Source organism: Streptomyces sp. NPDC058579, from assembly GCF_042718575.1.
Taxonomy (GTDB): domain Bacteria; phylum Actinomycetota; class Actinomycetes; order Streptomycetales; family Streptomycetaceae; genus Streptomyces.
This window is the reverse complement of the sequence record NZ_JBHXPI010000026.1, coordinates 36,555-52,638: the sequence shown is the minus strand read 5'-3', so window position 1 is coordinate 52,638 and position 16,084 is coordinate 36,555. Positions and strand designations below refer to the sequence as shown.

At 71.5% G+C, this 16,084-nt stretch carries 16 protein-coding genes; 5 read left to right on the top strand and 11 right to left on the bottom strand.

Annotated features, from left to right (window positions below; translation table 11 throughout):
* Positions 1–174: 174 nt before the first annotated feature.
* On the top strand, positions 175–522 hold the full coding sequence (locus ACFWRO_RS25230; RefSeq protein ID WP_384513489.1) for a DUF3099 domain-containing protein: 348 nt from the start codon (positions 175–177) through the stop codon (positions 520–522).
* A gap of 193 nt (positions 523–715) precedes the next feature.
* Positions 716–934: a hypothetical protein gene (locus tag ACFWRO_RS25225; protein WP_384513487.1), complete on the top strand. Its 219-nt coding sequence runs from the start codon at positions 716–718 to the stop codon at positions 932–934.
* Here the strand turns inward: ACFWRO_RS25225 and moaA are convergent.
* From moaA to ACFWRO_RS25210, 3 genes are all read right to left on the bottom strand, one after another.
* Entirely contained in the window at positions 917–1,915 is a 999-nt protein-coding gene (moaA, locus tag ACFWRO_RS25220) for a GTP 3',8-cyclase MoaA (RefSeq protein WP_384513485.1), read from the bottom strand. The genes ACFWRO_RS25225 and moaA overlap by 18 nt on opposite strands.
* 152 nt (positions 1,916–2,067) lie before the next feature.
* Entirely contained in the window at positions 2,068–3,696 is a 1,629-nt protein-coding gene (locus ACFWRO_RS25215; protein WP_384513483.1) for a cation acetate symporter, read from the bottom strand.
* Positions 3,693–4,064 carry a DUF485 domain-containing protein gene (locus ACFWRO_RS25210; RefSeq protein ID WP_384513481.1) on the bottom strand — a complete coding sequence of 124 codons (372 nt, stop codon included), beginning with the start codon at positions 4,062–4,064 and terminating at the stop codon, positions 3,693–3,695. The genes ACFWRO_RS25215 and ACFWRO_RS25210 overlap by 4 nt, the downstream gene beginning before the upstream one ends.
* A gap of 293 nt (positions 4,065–4,357) precedes the next feature.
* Here ACFWRO_RS25210 and ACFWRO_RS25205 point away from each other — a divergent pair, with 293 nt between their 5' ends.
* Positions 4,358–5,899, top strand: a complete 1,542-nt coding sequence (locus ACFWRO_RS25205) for a S8 family serine peptidase (RefSeq protein ID WP_384513479.1) — start codon at positions 4,358–4,360, stop codon at positions 5,897–5,899.
* Positions 5,900–5,998: 99 nt separating this feature from the next.
* Positions 5,999–7,330: a CoA transferase gene (locus ACFWRO_RS25200; RefSeq protein ID WP_384513477.1), complete on the top strand. Its 1,332-nt coding sequence runs from the start codon at positions 5,999–6,001 to the stop codon at positions 7,328–7,330.
* Between the two features lie 154 nt (positions 7,331–7,484).
* On the opposite strand, the gene ACFWRO_RS25195 is transcribed toward ACFWRO_RS25200, so the two are convergent.
* The 8 genes from ACFWRO_RS25195 to ACFWRO_RS25160 form a co-directional block, all read right to left on the bottom strand.
* Positions 7,485–8,528: a zinc-dependent alcohol dehydrogenase family protein gene (locus tag ACFWRO_RS25195; RefSeq protein ID WP_384513475.1), complete on the bottom strand. Its 1,044-nt coding sequence runs from the start codon at positions 8,526–8,528 to the stop codon at positions 7,485–7,487.
* Between the two features lie 18 nt (positions 8,529–8,546).
* The gene (locus tag ACFWRO_RS25190) at positions 8,547–9,212 is read right to left on the bottom strand and encodes a lysoplasmalogenase (RefSeq protein ID WP_384513473.1); all 666 of its coding nucleotides are present in this window, start codon (positions 9,210–9,212) and stop codon (positions 8,547–8,549) included.
* Entirely contained in the window at positions 9,209–10,099 is an 891-nt protein-coding gene (locus tag ACFWRO_RS25185; protein WP_384513471.1) for a sterol desaturase family protein, read from the bottom strand. Before ACFWRO_RS25185 ends, ACFWRO_RS25190 begins: the two co-directional genes overlap by 4 nt.
* A gap of 130 nt (positions 10,100–10,229) precedes the next feature.
* Positions 10,230–10,943, bottom strand: a complete 714-nt coding sequence (locus ACFWRO_RS25180) for a VIT family protein (protein WP_384513470.1) — start codon at positions 10,941–10,943, stop codon at positions 10,230–10,232.
* A gap of 24 nt (positions 10,944–10,967) precedes the next feature.
* Entirely contained in the window at positions 10,968–12,191 is a 1,224-nt protein-coding gene (locus ACFWRO_RS25175) for an amidohydrolase family protein (protein ID WP_384513468.1), read from the bottom strand.
* Positions 12,191–13,471 carry an amidohydrolase family protein gene (locus ACFWRO_RS25170; protein WP_384513466.1) on the bottom strand — a complete coding sequence of 427 codons (1,281 nt, stop codon included), beginning with the start codon at positions 13,469–13,471 and terminating at the stop codon, positions 12,191–12,193. Before ACFWRO_RS25170 ends, ACFWRO_RS25175 begins: the two co-directional genes overlap by 1 nt.
* Positions 13,472–13,562: 91 nt before the next feature.
* A complete protein-coding gene (locus ACFWRO_RS25165) occupies positions 13,563–14,447 on the bottom strand; it encodes an SDR family NAD(P)-dependent oxidoreductase (protein WP_384513464.1) in 885 nt (294 codons plus the stop codon).
* Positions 14,447–15,244, bottom strand: a complete 798-nt coding sequence (locus tag ACFWRO_RS25160) for an acetoacetate decarboxylase family protein (RefSeq protein WP_362016409.1) — start codon at positions 15,242–15,244, stop codon at positions 14,447–14,449. Before ACFWRO_RS25160 ends, ACFWRO_RS25165 begins: the two co-directional genes overlap by 1 nt.
* 129 nt (positions 15,245–15,373) lie before the next feature.
* Here ACFWRO_RS25160 and ACFWRO_RS25155 point away from each other — a divergent pair, with 129 nt between their 5' ends.
* On the top strand, positions 15,374–16,030 hold the full coding sequence (locus ACFWRO_RS25155) for a TetR/AcrR family transcriptional regulator (protein ID WP_384513462.1): 657 nt from the start codon (positions 15,374–15,376) through the stop codon (positions 16,028–16,030).
* The last annotated feature ends 54 nt before the right edge of the window (positions 16,031–16,084 follow it).

The following is a 16,084-nucleotide window of genomic DNA, read 5'->3' as shown; positions in this document are numbered from 1 at the left end:
CTCCTCATGCGGCGCAATCTGCGCATGTGGGCCCAGTCTCGGCCCATGCACCATACGGCGCATGTCGGACGGATCCATACGTGACCCGGCCTCCTCGGGCTCGGACCTCAGGCGTACCGTGGAGACAGGTCCGGAACGGGGAGAGTCCGGCGTGGACGCTGGTGGTGGAATGTGATGCGGAAGCATGGCGGAGCCGAGGTCTTCCGGATCACCGGGGCCCGGCAGGGCCTCGCCGAGGACGTGCGGGGCCGGGAGCGGCGGTACGTGATCTCGATGGCGGTGCGGACGCTGTCCGTCATCGCCGCGGTGGTCCTGTGGAACGTCGAACGCCACGTGGCCGTCGTCGCCCTGGTGCTGGGAGCGCTCCTCCCCTACGTCGCCGTGGTCATCGCCAACGCGGGTCGGGAGCGGCCGCCGTCGCTGCCGTCGACGTTCGTACCCGGCCCGACGAGGCCCGAGCTACCGGCGGCGGGGGACGCTCCGGCGGAACCTCGAACGGAACGCGCACACGGTCAGAGTTGATCATCACAGCGACCTAAAAGCTCAGGAAAAGCTCAGATCAATCATGAAGTTCCTGTGCACCACACCCCGCTCCCCGTGACATACTTCCTACGCGCTCCGCATCCCCCGTCGGAGCGACGGACCGATGCCGGGCAGCTCCCCCCGTGGCTGCTCGGCATCGCCATTGCTGGACAATGATCAGGTGATCAATCCGGTGAGTGACGAGACCCCGATCTGCTCCGCCAAGGGCTGCCGCGCCGACGCGGTGTGGGTCCTTGCCTGGAACAACCCCAAGCTGCACACGCCCGAGCGCCGCAAGACCTGGCTCGCCTGCGAGGAGCACCGCGAGCACCTCTCCCAGTTCCTGGGTGTACGGGGCTTCCTCAAGGACGTCGTCGCACTGACGGAGTGGGACTCAGCCGCCGATCGCTGACATCGGGCGGTCCGGCTGCAGGAAGCTCGGGTCGTCCAGGCCCGAGCCCGCCTTCTTGCCCCACATCGCCAGCTTCCAGATCCGGGCGATCTCGGCGTCCGAGCCCTCCGGACCCGCCGCGCGAAGCGCCGCCCGCAGGTCGGTCTCCTCGGTGGCGAACAGACACGTGCGCACCTGGCCGTCGGCGGTCAGCCGCGTCCGGTCGCAGGCCCGGCAGAACGGGCGGGTGACGGAGGCGATGACGCCCACGGTGTGCGGTCCGCCGTCCACGACCCAGCGCTCGGCGGGGGCCGAGCCGCGCTCGTCCGAGCCCTCGGGGGTCAGGGTGAAGCGGGTGCGCAGGGACTCCAGGATGTCCCCGGCGGTGATCATGCCGTCGCGCTTCCAGCCGTGCTGGGCGTCGAGCGGCATCTGCTCGATGAAGCGGAGCTCGTACTCGTTCTCCACGGCCCAGGCCAGCAGGTCGGGGGCCTCGTCGTCGTTGAGCCCGGGCATCAGGACCGCGTTGACCTTCACCGGGGTGAGCCCGGCGTCCCGCGCGGCGGCCATGCCGTCGATCACGTCGTGGTGGCGGTCGCGGCGGGTCAGGGTCTTGAAGACGTCGGGGCGCAGGGTGTCGAGCGAGACGTTGACCCGGTCGAGGCCGGCGGCCTTCAGCGCGGCGGCCGTCCGCTTGAGTCCGATGCCGTTCGTGGTCAGCGACATCCGGGGGCGGGGCTCCAGGGCCGCGCAGCGCTCGACGATGCCGACCAGGCCGGGGCGGAGCAGCGGCTCACCGCCGGTGAAGCGGACCTCGGTGACACCGAGCTGGGTGACCGCGATCCGTACCAGCCGGACGATCTCGTCGTCGGTCAGCAGGTCGGGCTTGGCCAGCCACTGCAGACCCTCCTCCGGCATGCAGTACGTGCAGCGCAGATTGCAGCGGTCGGTGAGCGAGACGCGAAGGTCGGTGGCCACGCGGCCGTACGTGTCGATGAGCACTGTGGGCCCCCTCCCCTTCGTTCGGTGATTTATACAGCGAGCCTACGCGAGACCACCGACACCGAGCAGGGGCCGTTTGTCACGAGGACCGCGTCGGCCGCGTCGTAGGACCCTACGACGCGGCCGACGCGGTGTCGCTCACCGTGTACGGGTCAGTGCGCTCCGACACCGGTGAGGGACTTGACCTCCAGCTCGGCGTACTTGCCCTTGTCCGGCTCCTCCTTGGAGAGGATCGAGCCGAGCCAGCCGAGCAGGAAGCCCAGCGGGATAGAGACGAGGCCCGGGTTCTCCAGCGGGAACCAGTAGAAGTCCACGGTCTTGAACATCGAGGTGGGCTTGCCGGAGACGACCGGCGAGAAGAGCACCAGGACGACCGAGGAGATCAGACCGCCGTAGATCGACCAGAGCGCGCCCTGCGTGGTGAACCTCTTCCAGAACAGGCTGTAGAGGATCGTCGGCAGGTTGGCGGAGGCGGCGACGGCGAAGGCGAGGGCGACCAGGCCGGCGACGTTGAGGTCGCGGGCGAGCGCGCCGAGGGCGATCGAGACGACACCGATGAGGACGGTCGCCCAGCGGGCCGCGCGGACCTCCTCCTTCTCGGTGGCCTTTCCGCGCCGGATGACGTTGGCGTAGATGTCGTGCGCGAAGGAGGACGACGAGGCCAGGGTGAGTCCGGCGACCACCGCGAGGATGGTGGCGAAGGCGACGGCGGAGATCACGGCGAGCAGGATCGCTCCGCCGGTGGAGCCGGAGCCGCCGCCGATCTCCAGCGCCGCGAGCGGCGCGGCGGTGTTGCCCGCCTTGTTCGAGGCGATGATGTCGCTGTTCTTCAGCAGGGCGGCGGCGCCGAAGCCGAGCACGATCGTCATCAGGTAGAAGGCGCCGATGATGCCGATGGCCCAGTTGACCGACTTACGGGCGGCCTTGGCGGTCGGCACCGTGTAGAAGCGGATCAGGATGTGCGGCAGGCCGGCCGTGCCGAGGACGAGCGCGATGCCGAGCGAGATGAAGTCCAGCTTCGAGATGCTGGTGGCCCCGTACTTGAGGCCGGGCTCCAGGAAGGCCTGGCCCTTGCCGCTGTTGGTGGCGGCCGCGCCGAGCAGGTCGGAGAGGTTGAAGTCGAACTTCAGCAGGATGAGGAAGGTGATCAGGAGCGTGCCCGCGATGAGCAGGACGGCCTTGACCATCTGCACCCAGGTGGTGCCCTTCATGCCGCCGATGGTGACGTACACGATCATCAGGATGCCGACCAGGGCGACGATGGCGACCTTGCCGCCGTCGCTGGTGATGCCGAGCAGCAGCGAGACGAGCACACCGGCGCCGGCCATCTGCGCGAGCAGGTAGAAGATCGAGACGACGATCGTGGAGGTGCCGGCAGCGGTACGGACCGGGCGCTGGCGCATCCGGTAGGCGAGGACGTCGCCCATCGTGAACCGGCCGGAGTTGCGCAGCGGCTCGGCGACCAGGAGCAGGGCGACCAGCCAGGCGACCAGGAAGCCGATGGAGTACAGGAAGCCGTCGTAGCCGAAGAGCGCGATCGCGCCGGCGATGCCGAGGAAGGACGCGGCGGACATGTAGTCGCCGGAGATCGCGAGGCCGTTCTGGAAGCCGGTGAACTGGCGGCCTCCGGCGTAGAAGTCGGCGGCGCTCTTGGTCTGGCGGCCGGCCCAGACGGTGATGAAGAGCGTGGCGACGACGAAGGCACCGAAGAGGGCGATGATCAGGGGCCGGTGCTCGGTGGTGGCGCTGTCCGCCGCGAGAAGGAGGGTGGAGCTGTTCACGCGTCGGCCTCCATACGGGACTTGATGGCCTCGGCCTTGGGGTCGAGGCGCTCGGCCGCGTGGCGGGAGTAGAGCCAGGCGATCAGGAAGGTGGTCGCGAACTGGCCGAGGCCGAGGACGAGCGCCACGTTGATGTTGCCGAAGAGCTTGGTGCCCATGAAGCCCCCCGCGTAGCTGGAGAGCAGCACGTACAGCAGGTACCAGGCGATGAAGGCGACCGTCAGGGGGAAGGCGAAGGAGCGGTACGTGCGGCGCAGTTCGCCGAATTCCGCACTCTCCTGCACCTCGACGAAGGCCTCGGTCGTGGGCTGGACGGGGCCGACGGCGGCCTCGGTGCCGTCAGGGGGCGGCGGTGCTTCGGTGACCACGGAATCTCCTTGGGGCGCGGGTGCGGTGGGCATGGACAAAGGGGCCTCACTGGGGGTCGGGGACGGTGCTCCGGCCGGAGCTCCTCCCCTGCACAACGGCACGGAGCGCGCGGCGAAGCGGTTCACGGGGAGTGGTTTTCCTCCCGCGGTCTGTCTGGATATTCCTCCGGATCCACGCCAATCCCTCTCAACTCATTGATGACGCGGGAAGATCAGCGATAACTTCACTCGTCATGCACCTGCCCGTGCGCAAACGGCGTACGGGCAGTACATACGGATGATGTGGAGAACCCATGGCTCATCTGGGATCGAGACGCGGCCGAGTACTCGCTCTGCCCGTCGGTCTCGCGCTGACGGCCTCGCTCGGCTTCCTGCCGGCGGGCGCCTCCGCCGCGGAGGTCAGCGACGGCGCCGCGACGACCGCCGTCTCGACGAACGGCCCCAAGCTGTCCTACGTCGTCAACGTCGACGGGGGCCGCGGGACGGCCGCCTCGGTGAAGAAGGCGATAGCCGCGGCCGGTGGCACGGTGGTCATCGCGTATGACCAGATAGGCGTGATAGTCGTCCACTCGCAGAACCCCGAGTTCGCGAAGACGATCCGCAAGGCCCGGGGGGTGGTGTCGGCCGGTTCGACGCGTACCGCACCCCTCTCCGTCCAGAAGGACACCTCCGTCGGCGAGGGTGGTCAGGCGCTCACCGCGTCCGAGGCCACCTCCGCCGCGGCGCGTGCCACGGACGACCAGGACGCGCTGGAGCCGCTGCAGTGGGACCTGCCCGCCATCAAGGCGGACAAGGCCCACCGGAAGACCCTCGGCAGCAGCAAGGTCACGGTCGCCGTCATCGACACGGGTGTCGACGACACCCACCCGGACCTGGCGCCGAACTTCGACGCCCGTGCCTCGGCCAACTGCGTGACCGGCAAGCCGGACATCACCCCCGGCTCGTGGCGGCCGCAGGCGGGCGAGAGCGACCACGGCACGCACGTCGCGGGCACGATCGCCGCCGCCAAGAACGGCATCGGCATCACCGGTGTCGCGCCGGGCGTGAAGGTCTCGGGCATCAAGGTGTCCACGACCGAGGGCTTCTTCTACACCGAGGCCGTCGTCTGTGGCTTCGTGTGGGCGGCCGAGCACGGTGTCGAGATCACCAACAACAGCTACTACACCGACCCGTGGCTGTTCGCGTGCAAGAACGACGCCGACCAGAAGGCCCTGATCGAGGCCGTCACCCGCGCGACCCGCTACGCGGAGCGCAAGGGCACGGTCAACGTCGCGGCGGCCGGCAACTCGGACATGGACCTGGCGGCGGACGAGCTCACGGACGTCACCAGCCCGAACGACACCACGCCGGTGACGCGGACCATCGACCCGCGGGAGTGCTTCGACTACCCGGCGATGCTGCCGGGCGTGGTCACCGTCTCCGCGACGGGCGCCAAGGACCTGAAGGCCTCGTACTCCAACTACGGTCTCGGCGTCGTCGACATCGCGGCGCCCGGTGGCGACCGCACCGAGTACCAGACCCCGGAGGCCCCGGCGGTCAACGGCCGCATCCTGTCGACCACGGTCAACGGCGGCTACAACTACAAGGCCGGTACGTCGATGGCCTCGCCGCACGCCGCCGGTGTGCTCGCGCTGCTGAAGTCGACGCACCCGAAGGCGAGCCCGGCCGAGCTGAAGGCCCTGCTGTACGCGCAGGCCGACGACCGCGCCTGCACCAACCCGTACGACATCGACGGTGACGGCGCCGTCGACGCGGTCTGCGAGGGCGGCAAGAGCAAGAACGGCTTCTACGGGGCCGGTCTCGTCGACGCGCTCGACGCGGTCAAGCGCCGCTAGGCACGTTCGTAGGACATTCCGTAGGACATGAGGAGGGGCCCTGGTGTGGTGCGCCACGCCGGGGCCCCTTCGCGTGGCACGGAGTGCCATCATGCGCGGATGGACAAGCTGATGGACAACACGGTGCGTACGGGTACGGAGTTGTTGTGGTCGGCCCTGGGCGGCGATCCCTCGCTGGTCGACCGGGTGGCGTACGGCGGTCCGTCGGGGCTGCTCGCGGCCCGGCTGCCGGTGATGGACCTGGCGCGGGCGACGGTCGCGGTCGCGGGGCTCGCGGCGGTGGAGCGGGGCGGGCTGCCGGGGCGGGTCCGGGTGGACGACGGGGCGGTCGCCACGGCCTTCGTGAGCGAGCGTCACCTCCGGATCGACGGCAGGGTGCCGGTCACCTTCGCGCCGCTCTCCCGCTTCTGGCGGGCTTCGGACGGCTGGGTCCGTACGCACGCCAACTACCCGCACCACCGGGCGGCGTTGCTGGCGGCCCTGGGTGTGCGGGAGGAGTCGGTGGAGGCGGTGGACGCCGTGGCCGCGGCGATCGCCGAGCGGGAGGCCGTGGAGACCGAGACGGCGGTGTACGCGGCCGGTGGCCTCGCCGTCGCCCTGCGGACGCCGGAGGAGTGGGCGGCGCACGAGCAGGGCCGGGAGGTGGCGGCCCGGCCGCTGCTGACGCGGGAGCGGCTCGACGACGCGGCGCCTCGACGGTCCTCGCGCGCGGGCCGGCCGCTGCGGGTCCTGGACCTGACCCGGGTCCTCGCCGGGCCGGTCGCGACCCGGACGCTCGCGCTGCTCGGCGCGGACGTGCTGCGGATCGACCCGCCGGCCAACCCCGAACTGCCCGACCAGCACGCGGACACCGCCATCGGCAAGCGGACCGCGGCGCTCGACCTGGCGAGCCCCTCGGACCGGCGGACCCTCGACGAGCTGCTCGACGCGGCCGACGTCCTGGTCACCGGCTACCGCCCCGGCGCCCTGGACCGCTTCGGCCTGCACCGCACCGGCCTGGTGATCGCCCGGCTCTCGGCGTGGGGCGACTACGGGCCCTGGGGCGAGCGGCGCGGCTTCGACAGCCTGGTGCAGGTGGCGAGCGGCATCGCGGTGACCGAGGGTTCGGCGGAGGGGCCGGGCGCGCTGCCCGCGCAGGCCCTGGACCACGGGACGGGCTACCTGCTCGCGGCGGCGGTGCTGCGCTCCCTGACCGAGCAGGAGCGGGAGGGCGGCACGCGTCTCGTACGCCTGGCGCTGGCCCAGACGGGCCACTGGCTGACGCACGTGCTGCCCCGGTACGAGCCGGGGCGGTACCTCACGGAGACGGACGGCCCGCTGGGCCGGCTGCGGCATGCGCTGTCGCCCGTCTCGTACGAGGACGGCCCGGCGGGCTGGTCACGCCCGCCGGGCGTCGCGGGAGCCGACGCTCCGGAGTGGCTCGGGGCTTGAGCTCGGGGCTTGGCCTCGGGGCTTGAGCTCGGGGCTTGGCCTCAGAGCTTGGCCTCAAGGCTTGGCCTCAAGACTTGGCCTCAAGACTTGGCCTCAAGACTTGGCTCAGAGCTTGGCTCAGAGCTTGGCTCAGGGCTTGGCCTCAGGGCTTGGCTCAGGGCTTGACGAGGACCTTGAGGGCGGTGCGCTCGTCCATCGCCTTGTAGCCGCCGGGGACGCCGTCGAGCCCGACCGTCAGGTCGAAGACCGGGGACGGGTCGATGGTGCCGTCGAGGACGTCCGGGAGCAGCTCGGGGATGTACGCGCGGACCGGGGCGACGCCGCCGCGCAGGGCGATGTTCCGGTCGAACATGACGGAGAGGTCGAGTCCCGTACCGCTGCCGTGCGGGACGCCGACGTAGCCGATGGAGCCGCCGTCGCGGGTGATGGCGACGGCGGTGCGCATCGACTGCTCGGTGCCGACGGCCTCGATGACGGCGTGGGCGCCCTGGCCGCCGGTGAGTTCGAGGACGGCCGCCTCGGCGGCCTCGCCGCGCCCCGCGACGACGTCGGTAGCGCCGAAGGTACGGGCGATGTCGGTACGGACGGTGTGGCGGCCGAGCGCGATGATCCGCTCGGCGCCGAGCCGCTTGGCGGCGAGGACGCCGCAGAGGCCGACGGCGCCGTCGCCGACGACCGCGACGGTCGAGCCCTTGACGACGCCGGCGCCGAGGGCGGCATGGTGGCCGGTGCCCATGACGTCGGAGAGGGCGAGGAGCGCGGTCAGGAGGTGGTCGTCGGAGGCGGCCTCGGCGGGCAGCTTGACGAGGGTGCCGTCGGCGAAGGGGACGCGGACGGCCTCGCCCTGCCCGCCGTCGGAGCCGACGGAGCCCCAGAAACCGCCGCGCGGGCAGGAGGTCTGGAGGCCCTCGGCGCAGTAGTCGCAGGTGCCGTCGGACCAGACGAACGGGGCGACGACGAGGTCGCCTGCGGCGAAGCCGGAGACGGCGGCGCCCGCCTCCTCGACGATGCCGAGGAACTCGTGCCCGATGCGCTGGCCGGGCTGCCGGGCCGACTCGCCGCGGTAGGCCCACAGGTCGCTGCCGCAGATACAGGCCCGCAGGACCCGTACGACGACGTCGGTGGGGTCCTGGACGAGGGCGTCGGGGACGTCCTCCACGCGCATGTCGAACGGGGCGTGGATGGTGGTGGCGCGCATGCGGGGAGGTCCTTGCTGTCAGGCGGCGGTACTCCGTTCACCGTACGCCTGTGTGAGGACGCCGGTGGTCAGCAGGTACTGGGCGGCGATGTAGGTGGCCATGATCCAGAAATCGGGGGCGGGCAGCTGGGGCCACTCGGCGACGCCGGTCGCGATGAGGGTGTCGGAGAGCAGGAAGAGCGCGCCGCCGGCGCCCGCGGTGAGCCCGAGGGAGCCGGCGCGGTAGGCCATGGCGGTGAGCAGGAGGGAGTAGCCGGCGACGGGGACGCGCAGGTCGGCGGGGAGGTCGGGCCAGAGCAGCGCCACGGTCCCGACGAGGGCGACGGCGTACGCGATCCCGAGGGGCACGGACGCACTCCGGCGCCCGAAGATCGCGAGATAGCAGACGTGTCCGGCGGCGAAGGAGCCCATGCCGACGAGGAAGGCCCAGTCGGCGTCGAACAGCAGGAAGACGTCGCCGCCCCAGCCGAAGAGCAGCGCGACGATCAGGAGCCTGGGGGCGCCCCGGGTGGCGGCGTACGCGGCGAGCAGTGGCATGAGCAGCGGCTTGGCGATCCGGTGCCCGAGATCGGCGCCGGCGAGGAGGGAGACCAGGTCGACGGCGACGGCGAGCGCGAAGGCGGCGAGGAGGGCGCGGGAGAGCGTGCTCGTCACGGCGGCGGGGGCCGCGGTACGGGCGCTCACGCGGCGGGCTCCGGGGCGGCGGGACCGGTGCTCTGGTTCTCGCCCTGGGCCGGCGGTGGCCCTGGCTGCCAGCCCGGCCCCCGGAACACCCGCCCGGCGCGCTCGCGCCAGCTGGTCGCGGCGCGGACGTCGCGGGCGATGGCGGCGTACTCGTGGGTGGCGACGCGCAGCGGGTTGTACGTCTCGATGTTCTTGGTGAGGCCGAAGACGGGCTTGGCCGTCTCCCCCACCCAGGAGCCGAACATCCGGTCCCAGACGATCAGGATCCCGCCGAAGTTCCGGTCCAGGTAGCCGCCCTGGGAGGCGTGGTGGACGCGGTGGTGGGAGGGCGTGTTGAGGACGTACTCGAAGGGGCGGGGCAGCTTGTCGATGCGCTCGGTGTGGATCCAGAACTGGTACACGAGGTTGATCGAGTAACAGAACGCGACGGCGGCCGGGTGCACGCCGAGGGCGATCATCGGCAGATAGAACGGCCAGGACGTCAGGCTGGTCCAGGGCTGGCGCAGCGCGGTGGTGAGGTTGAACTTCCGGCTGCTGTGGTGCACCACGTGGCAGGCCCACAGGACGCGGATGACATGGTGGCCGCGGTGCTGCCAGTAGTAGAAGAAGTCCTGGGCGAGCAGCATCAGCGGGATCGTCCACCACAGGACGGGGACGCGGAGCGGGGTGAGCTCGTAGACCGCGGTGTAGATGGCGACGATCGGGATCTTCCAGAGGAAGTCGAAGGCGAGACTGCCGATCCCCATGCCGAGGCTGGTGGCGGCGTCCTTGGTCTCGTATCCGGCGGCGTCCTCGTCGGGATGGAGCCGGTAACTGACCATCTCCAGGACGGTGAGCAGGACGAACGCCGGTATGGACCAGAGCACGACATCGGGCAGGTTCGGCATGCCGACGACGGTAGAGGTGCGGGTCGGGGTGCGGCTAGACGCTGTTACCAACAAGTATGCGAGACGACTTGTCAGCAAGCTTTGGCACCTTCCGACAAGAACGGGTCCGGTCCGGACCGGACGAGGCGCCCTAGACCCCCGCCGCCCCCAGCAACGACCCCGCCCCGTACGTCACCGCCATCGCCAGGGCGCCGCCGCCGACCGTGCGGAGGATGGCTCGGGTGGGTGGGGACGTGCCGAGGCGGGCGCTGGTCCAGCCTGTGAGGGTGAGGGCCGCCAGGACCGAGAGGACCGTGATCCAGAGGCGGGTCGAGGGGGGTGGGAGGACGATCGCGAGGAGCGGGAGCAGGGCGCCGGCCGTGAAGGCGAGGAAGCTGGCGGCCGCCGCGTGCCAGGGGTTGGTGAGGGCGTCGGGGTCGATGCCCAGCTCCACGCGCGCGTGGGCGCGCAGGGCGTCGCGTTCGGTGAGCTGGACCGCCGCCTCGCGGGCCACGTCGGGGCTGAGGCCGCGCGCGGACAACAGGTTCGTCAGCTCGGCGAGTTCGGCCTCGGGCTCGTCGCGGAGTTCGCGCCGTTCCTGGGCCAGGGCCGCCTTCTCCGAGTCGCGTTGGGTGGAGACCGAGACGTACTCCCCCACCGCCATCGACATCGACCCCGCGAGCAAGCCCGCGAGGCCGGCGGTCAGGAGCGCGGCCTGCGACTCCGTCGCGCCGGCGACGCCGACGACGAGACCCGCCGTGGAGACGATGCCGTCGTTGGCTCCGAGCACGGCGGCCCGGAGCCAGTTGAGACGGGTGCCGAGGCCGCCGCCGTGAGCCTCTGTGTGGGTGGGGGCGTCAGTCACTCCGGGAGGGTCTCACCCGGTCCGTCACCAGACCCGGACCGACCCGCCCGGTGCGAACGCCGGGCTGGTGGCGGCCGCCGGGACCTCCTTCAGGGGCTCGGCGATCTCCTCGACGGTCGGGCCGTGCACGGCCGCGAGGGAGTCGAGGAACGGCAGGTCGAAGCCGTAGACGCGAGCCGCGTTGCCGCCGACCATCGCCGCGACCTCCTCCCTCGGCAGCCCCGCGTAGGCGATGCGGAGGCCTTCGCGGGAGTACGGCGTCGTGCCCTCGTCGTGCGGGTAGTCGCTGCCCCACATGATCTTGTCGAGGCCGATCCGGTCGCGCAGCGGCACCTCGTGCGGGCGCATGAAGCTCGCGCCGACGAAGCAGTTGTCGCGCCAGACCTCACTGGGGCCCTTGCCCATGGACTCCGCGAGCCCCGCGCCGAACTTGGACTCGGCGGTGGCCGCCCGGGAGGCCGCCGCGACCAGGCGCGCGTGGTAGTAGTCCAGCATCTCGACGACGCCCGGGATCCAGCCCGAGCCCTGCTCGGTGAGGACGAGCTTGAGGTCCGGGTGGCGGCGGAACGCACCGCCGAACACCAGGTGCCAGAGCGCCCGGTGCGAGAACCAGGTCGTCTCCACCATGAACACCGCGCGCGCCGCCGGTTCGTCGCCGAGCGGCGGCGACGCGGAGCCGCCGTGGTGATTGACCGGGACGTCGAGCTCCGCGCAGACCGCCCAGATCGGGTCGTACGTCTGCGAGTACAGCTCCGGGATCCCGCTGCCCGGCGGGGCGCCCGGCAGGAGGATGCCGCCCGTGAGGCCCGCCTCCTTGGTGCGGTGGATCTCCTTCACCGCCTCGTCGACGTCGTTGAGCAGGATCTGCGCGACGCCCGCGCGGCGGCCCGGCGCGTCCGCGCAGAACTCCGCCAGCCACCGGTTGTGCGCGCGCAGCCCCGCCCAGCGCTGTTCGTACTCCTCCCGCGTCGGCGCGGGCGCCATCAGCGAGGCGGACGGGAAGAACGGCGGGATCGTGTTGGGGAAGACGACCTCGGCGACGATGCCGTCCTCCTCCAACTCGCGGAGCCGGCGCCGGGAGTTCCAGTTGCGGTCGGCGGTGTCGGCGAGCAGGTCCTCGTACGGGTTGACGTAGCCGGCCGCCCAGGCGTCGAAGGCGTCGTGGTGCTTCTTCTCCAGGTACGGCTTGTAGTCCAGGAGGTCGGCGCCCGCGTGGCAGTCCGCCGAGATGACCGTGTACCGGTCCATCAGTTCACCCCCAGGGTGGGGAAGTCGTGGTCCGTCAGCCAGTGCCGGCCGACCTCGCGCGAGCGGGCCCAGGACGCCTCCACGGCCGCCTGGTCCGGCGACTGGCCGAGGTCGGCGGGGGTGGGGCCGATGCGCTTGGCGATCGGATCCAATATTCGAATATTGAATCCGAACACCTCCGCCGCCGCCAGGCCCAGCATCCGTCGCGTCTCCTCCACCGGGATGTCGTGGAAGGTGTTCCGCAGCCACGCGCGCGTGTTGGGCCAGGTCCCCTCGGGGTGCGGGAAGTCCGAGCCCCAGAGGATGTTGTCCACGCCGATCTCGTACCGCTGCGCCAGCTCGCGCCGCTTGGTGTTGGTGGCGCAGACGAAGACCTGGCGGTCCAGGTACTCGCTCGGCGGCCGCTTCAGCTCCGCGAACGGGGAGAGCTTCTTGCCGCCGTGCGCGCCGAGGTAGAGCCGGTCCATGAACCAGAGCAGGTTCGGCAGCCACCAGCAGCCGGACTCGGCGACGCCGAACTTCAGCCCCGGGTGCCGCTCGAAGACGCCGGACCAGAGCAGGAACCACAGCGGCCTGGCCGGCCACCAGGTCACCTCGCTGACGTAGATGCCGAGGTGGTCGCCGTACTCCTCGCGCGGCGCCGCGCCCGAGTGGGTGACGAGCGGCATCCCCGTCTCGGCGGCGGCCGCCCAGATCGGGTCGTAACGCCGGTCGTGGTACGGCTCCTTGTCCACCCACATGGAGGGGATCATCAGCGCGCCGAGCCCGGACTCCTTGGCCCGGTGGATCTCGGCGACGACCTTCGACGGCTCGGCCGTGATCGGCAGCAGCGCCACCCCGCAGTGCCGCTCGGGGTTCTGGCCGACGAACTCGGCGAGCCAGCGGTTGTGCGCCTGCGCGCCCGCCATGCCGAGCTCCGGGTCCTGGTCGCCGGAGAGCCCGAGGCCGACCCCGAAGGGCGCGGCGGTCTGGCTGTCGACGGCGTCCGCGTCGGGGAAGACGACCTCGGCAGCCACCCCGTCGCCGTCGAGCTCCTTGAGCCGCTGGGCGGCGTCCCAGCCGCCCCGCAGCCCTTCCTCGTTGTCGCTGAACCACTTGGTGGCGAAGTCCTCGTTGCGCACCCCGAGCCGCGTCATGGCCTCGCGGCGGGCCTCGCGCCCGGCGAGGAACTCGTCGAAGTCGCGGTGGAACCGGGGGTCGAGATAGGGCCGGTAGCGCTCGGTGGGCAGTCCGGCGTGGCAGTCGGAGGAGATGATCAGATACGGGTCCTCATGGGTCATGGCCAAGCCCCCTCAGTCGAGAATGCTGTGCCTTCCCGGGGGACGACCCCCGGACCCCCGGCCGAAGATCGCGGCCGACGGGGCGGCACAGTCAGTCGAGGATGAAGTTCTCCAGGTAGGACGGGTTCGCGCGGTCGAGCATCGACCGCGAGCGCGCCCGGATCTGCTTGTCGCTGTGCTCGCTCGCCGGCAGCATCCAGAACCGGTCGGCGCGGATGCCGTCGACGACGTGCTCCGCGACCTCCTCGACGGGCGTGAAGGCGACCTCGTGCCCGGCGTCCTTCATGGCCGCCTCCCACTGGTCGAGGCTGCGGTACGGGGTCTTGCGCGGCCGCTCCTTGGCGTACCGCTCGGGCCGGTTGCGGTGCGACTCCCACAGCCCGGTGCGCAGCATGTGCGGGCCGGGGAAGAGCACGGACGCCCCCACGCGCGCGTGCTCGGCCTTCAGGTGCGCGTACAGCGACTCGGTCATGGTGACGACGGCCGCCTTGGTGACGGCGTAGACGGAGGCGGTGGGCAGCGGGGCGATCCCGCCGTCGCCGGATGAGGTGTTGACGACGTGCCCGGGCTCGCCGCCGGCGATCATGCGCGGGACGAAGGCCTGGATGCCGTGGAAGACGCCCCAGACGTTGACGGAGAAGGCCCATTTCCAGTCGTTGGGCTCGTGCTCCCACATCCGGCCCTCGGCGCCCGAGCCGACGCCCGCGTTGTTGCAGAGGACGTGGACGGCGCCGAAGGTGTCGAAGGCCGCGTCCGCGAGGTCCCGGACGGACCGCGCGTCGCTGACGTCGACGGTACGGGCGAGGACCTGCGCCCCGCCCTCGGTCAGTTCCCCGGCCGCCTTGGCGAGCGCGGTCTCCTCCACGTCGGCGAGGACGACGGCGAGGCCCTCGGCGGCGAAGCGGCGGGCCATCGCGAGCCCGATGCCGCTCGCCGCGCCGGTGACGACCGCGACCTGCCCCTGACGCAGCTCCATCACACGCTCCCTTCCGGCGGGCCGTCGAGGATCTGCTGCGGGTCGTCGTAGCGCTGGTGGATGTACGGCAGGAGGGCCTGGGCGCTCACGCGTTCGGCGACCCGGCCCTTCTGGTCGGTGGTCTTCTCGCCGATCGTGATCTCGACGACCCGGCGTACGGGGAGGTCGGCGACGGGGTCGTACATCGACTCGCGCAGGACGATGTCGCCGGTGATCCGCTCCAGCTTGCGGACCTTCTCGTTGCGCAGGCAGTGGACGAGGACCGGGTCGGCGTCGAAGCCCGTGCCGTCCACGCCCGGCAGGAACTTGAAGTAGAAGTCGGTCTTCTCGGTCGGCTCGGGCAGCGGGAGCGGCCCGGAGACCGCGCCGCGCACCTCGACGAAGTCGATGCCGTGCCGGCCGAGGGCGGCGCGGACGACGAGTCCGTCGCGTTCGACGACGACCTGGCCGAGCTTCTTCGGCTCGCCGAAGACCTCGCGGCCCCCGATGAGGGCCCGCTCCAGGGTCATCGGCATGACCAGCGGGTACCAGCCCTCCTGGTCGCCGTGGGCGGCGGCCACCGCGACGGAGCCCGCGCCGAGGGGGTAGCCGGGCAGGTCGACCTGGGAGATGTTGGCCCGGACCAGGGGCCGCTCAGTGGGTTTCAGCGGCGGCGGCAGGACCGCCGCGACCACGTCCGGATCGGTCTCCCAGACGGCGACCACTCCGGTGGACCAGATGTCGGGAAGCTTGCTGCTCTTGGCGCGGGCCGCCGAGATCTCGGCGTCGGTGCGCGCCCCGTACCGTACTCGTGCCATGACGTACCACCCTTCAGGGACTTCAGGGACCGTCGGCCTGTAACACAGTTACACCGGCGGCGATGAAGGGTAAAGAGCCGTGCACGCGGAAGAAGCGGACGGAAGAACGGCGGAGGGACGGGGGACCGGATGGCGCGCAGCGCACTCACCCGCGAGGAGGTCCTGGCCACCGCCGCGGCGCTCGTGAAGCAGCACGGCCCGGACGCCCTCACCATGCGCAAGCTCGCGGCCGAACTGGGCACGGCGGTGACCTCGATCTACTGGCACGTCGGCAACCGCGAGTCGCTCCTCGACGCGCTCGTCGAGCGGACGGTCGCCGACCTCTCGACGATCGGCGCGCGCGGCCGCACCCCCGCCGAGCGGATCGTCTCGGTGGCCCGCGCGCTCCGCCGCGAGCTGCGGGACCGGCCGCATCTGGTGGCGATGGTCCACGAACGCGGCCTGACGGAGCGGATGTTCCTGCCCGCCCAGCGCGCCCTGGCCCACGAGGTCCACGCGGCCGGGCTGCGCGGCGCGCGGGCGGCGGAGGTGGTCCGGGCGGTCCAGGTCCAGGTCGTCGGCTACGTCCTGGTGGAGCGCAACCGCGAACGCGCCCCGGTCCAGTCCCCCGCCGAGGAGGAGCTCTGGGAGAGCGCCACGACCGACCCGGACGACCCCGCCCTCACCCGCGCCCTGGCCCGCCCGATCGACCCCGAACGCCTCTTCACCACTTCCGTACGGGCCCTGGTGGAGGGACTGTTGGCCGCCCGCACCGGCAGCGCCGAGGAGCGGCGGGCGTCAACCTGATGGCCGGTTCCTGAGGGTGGGTGGGGCACCGGGGCGTCGAGGTGTCAGTAGGGG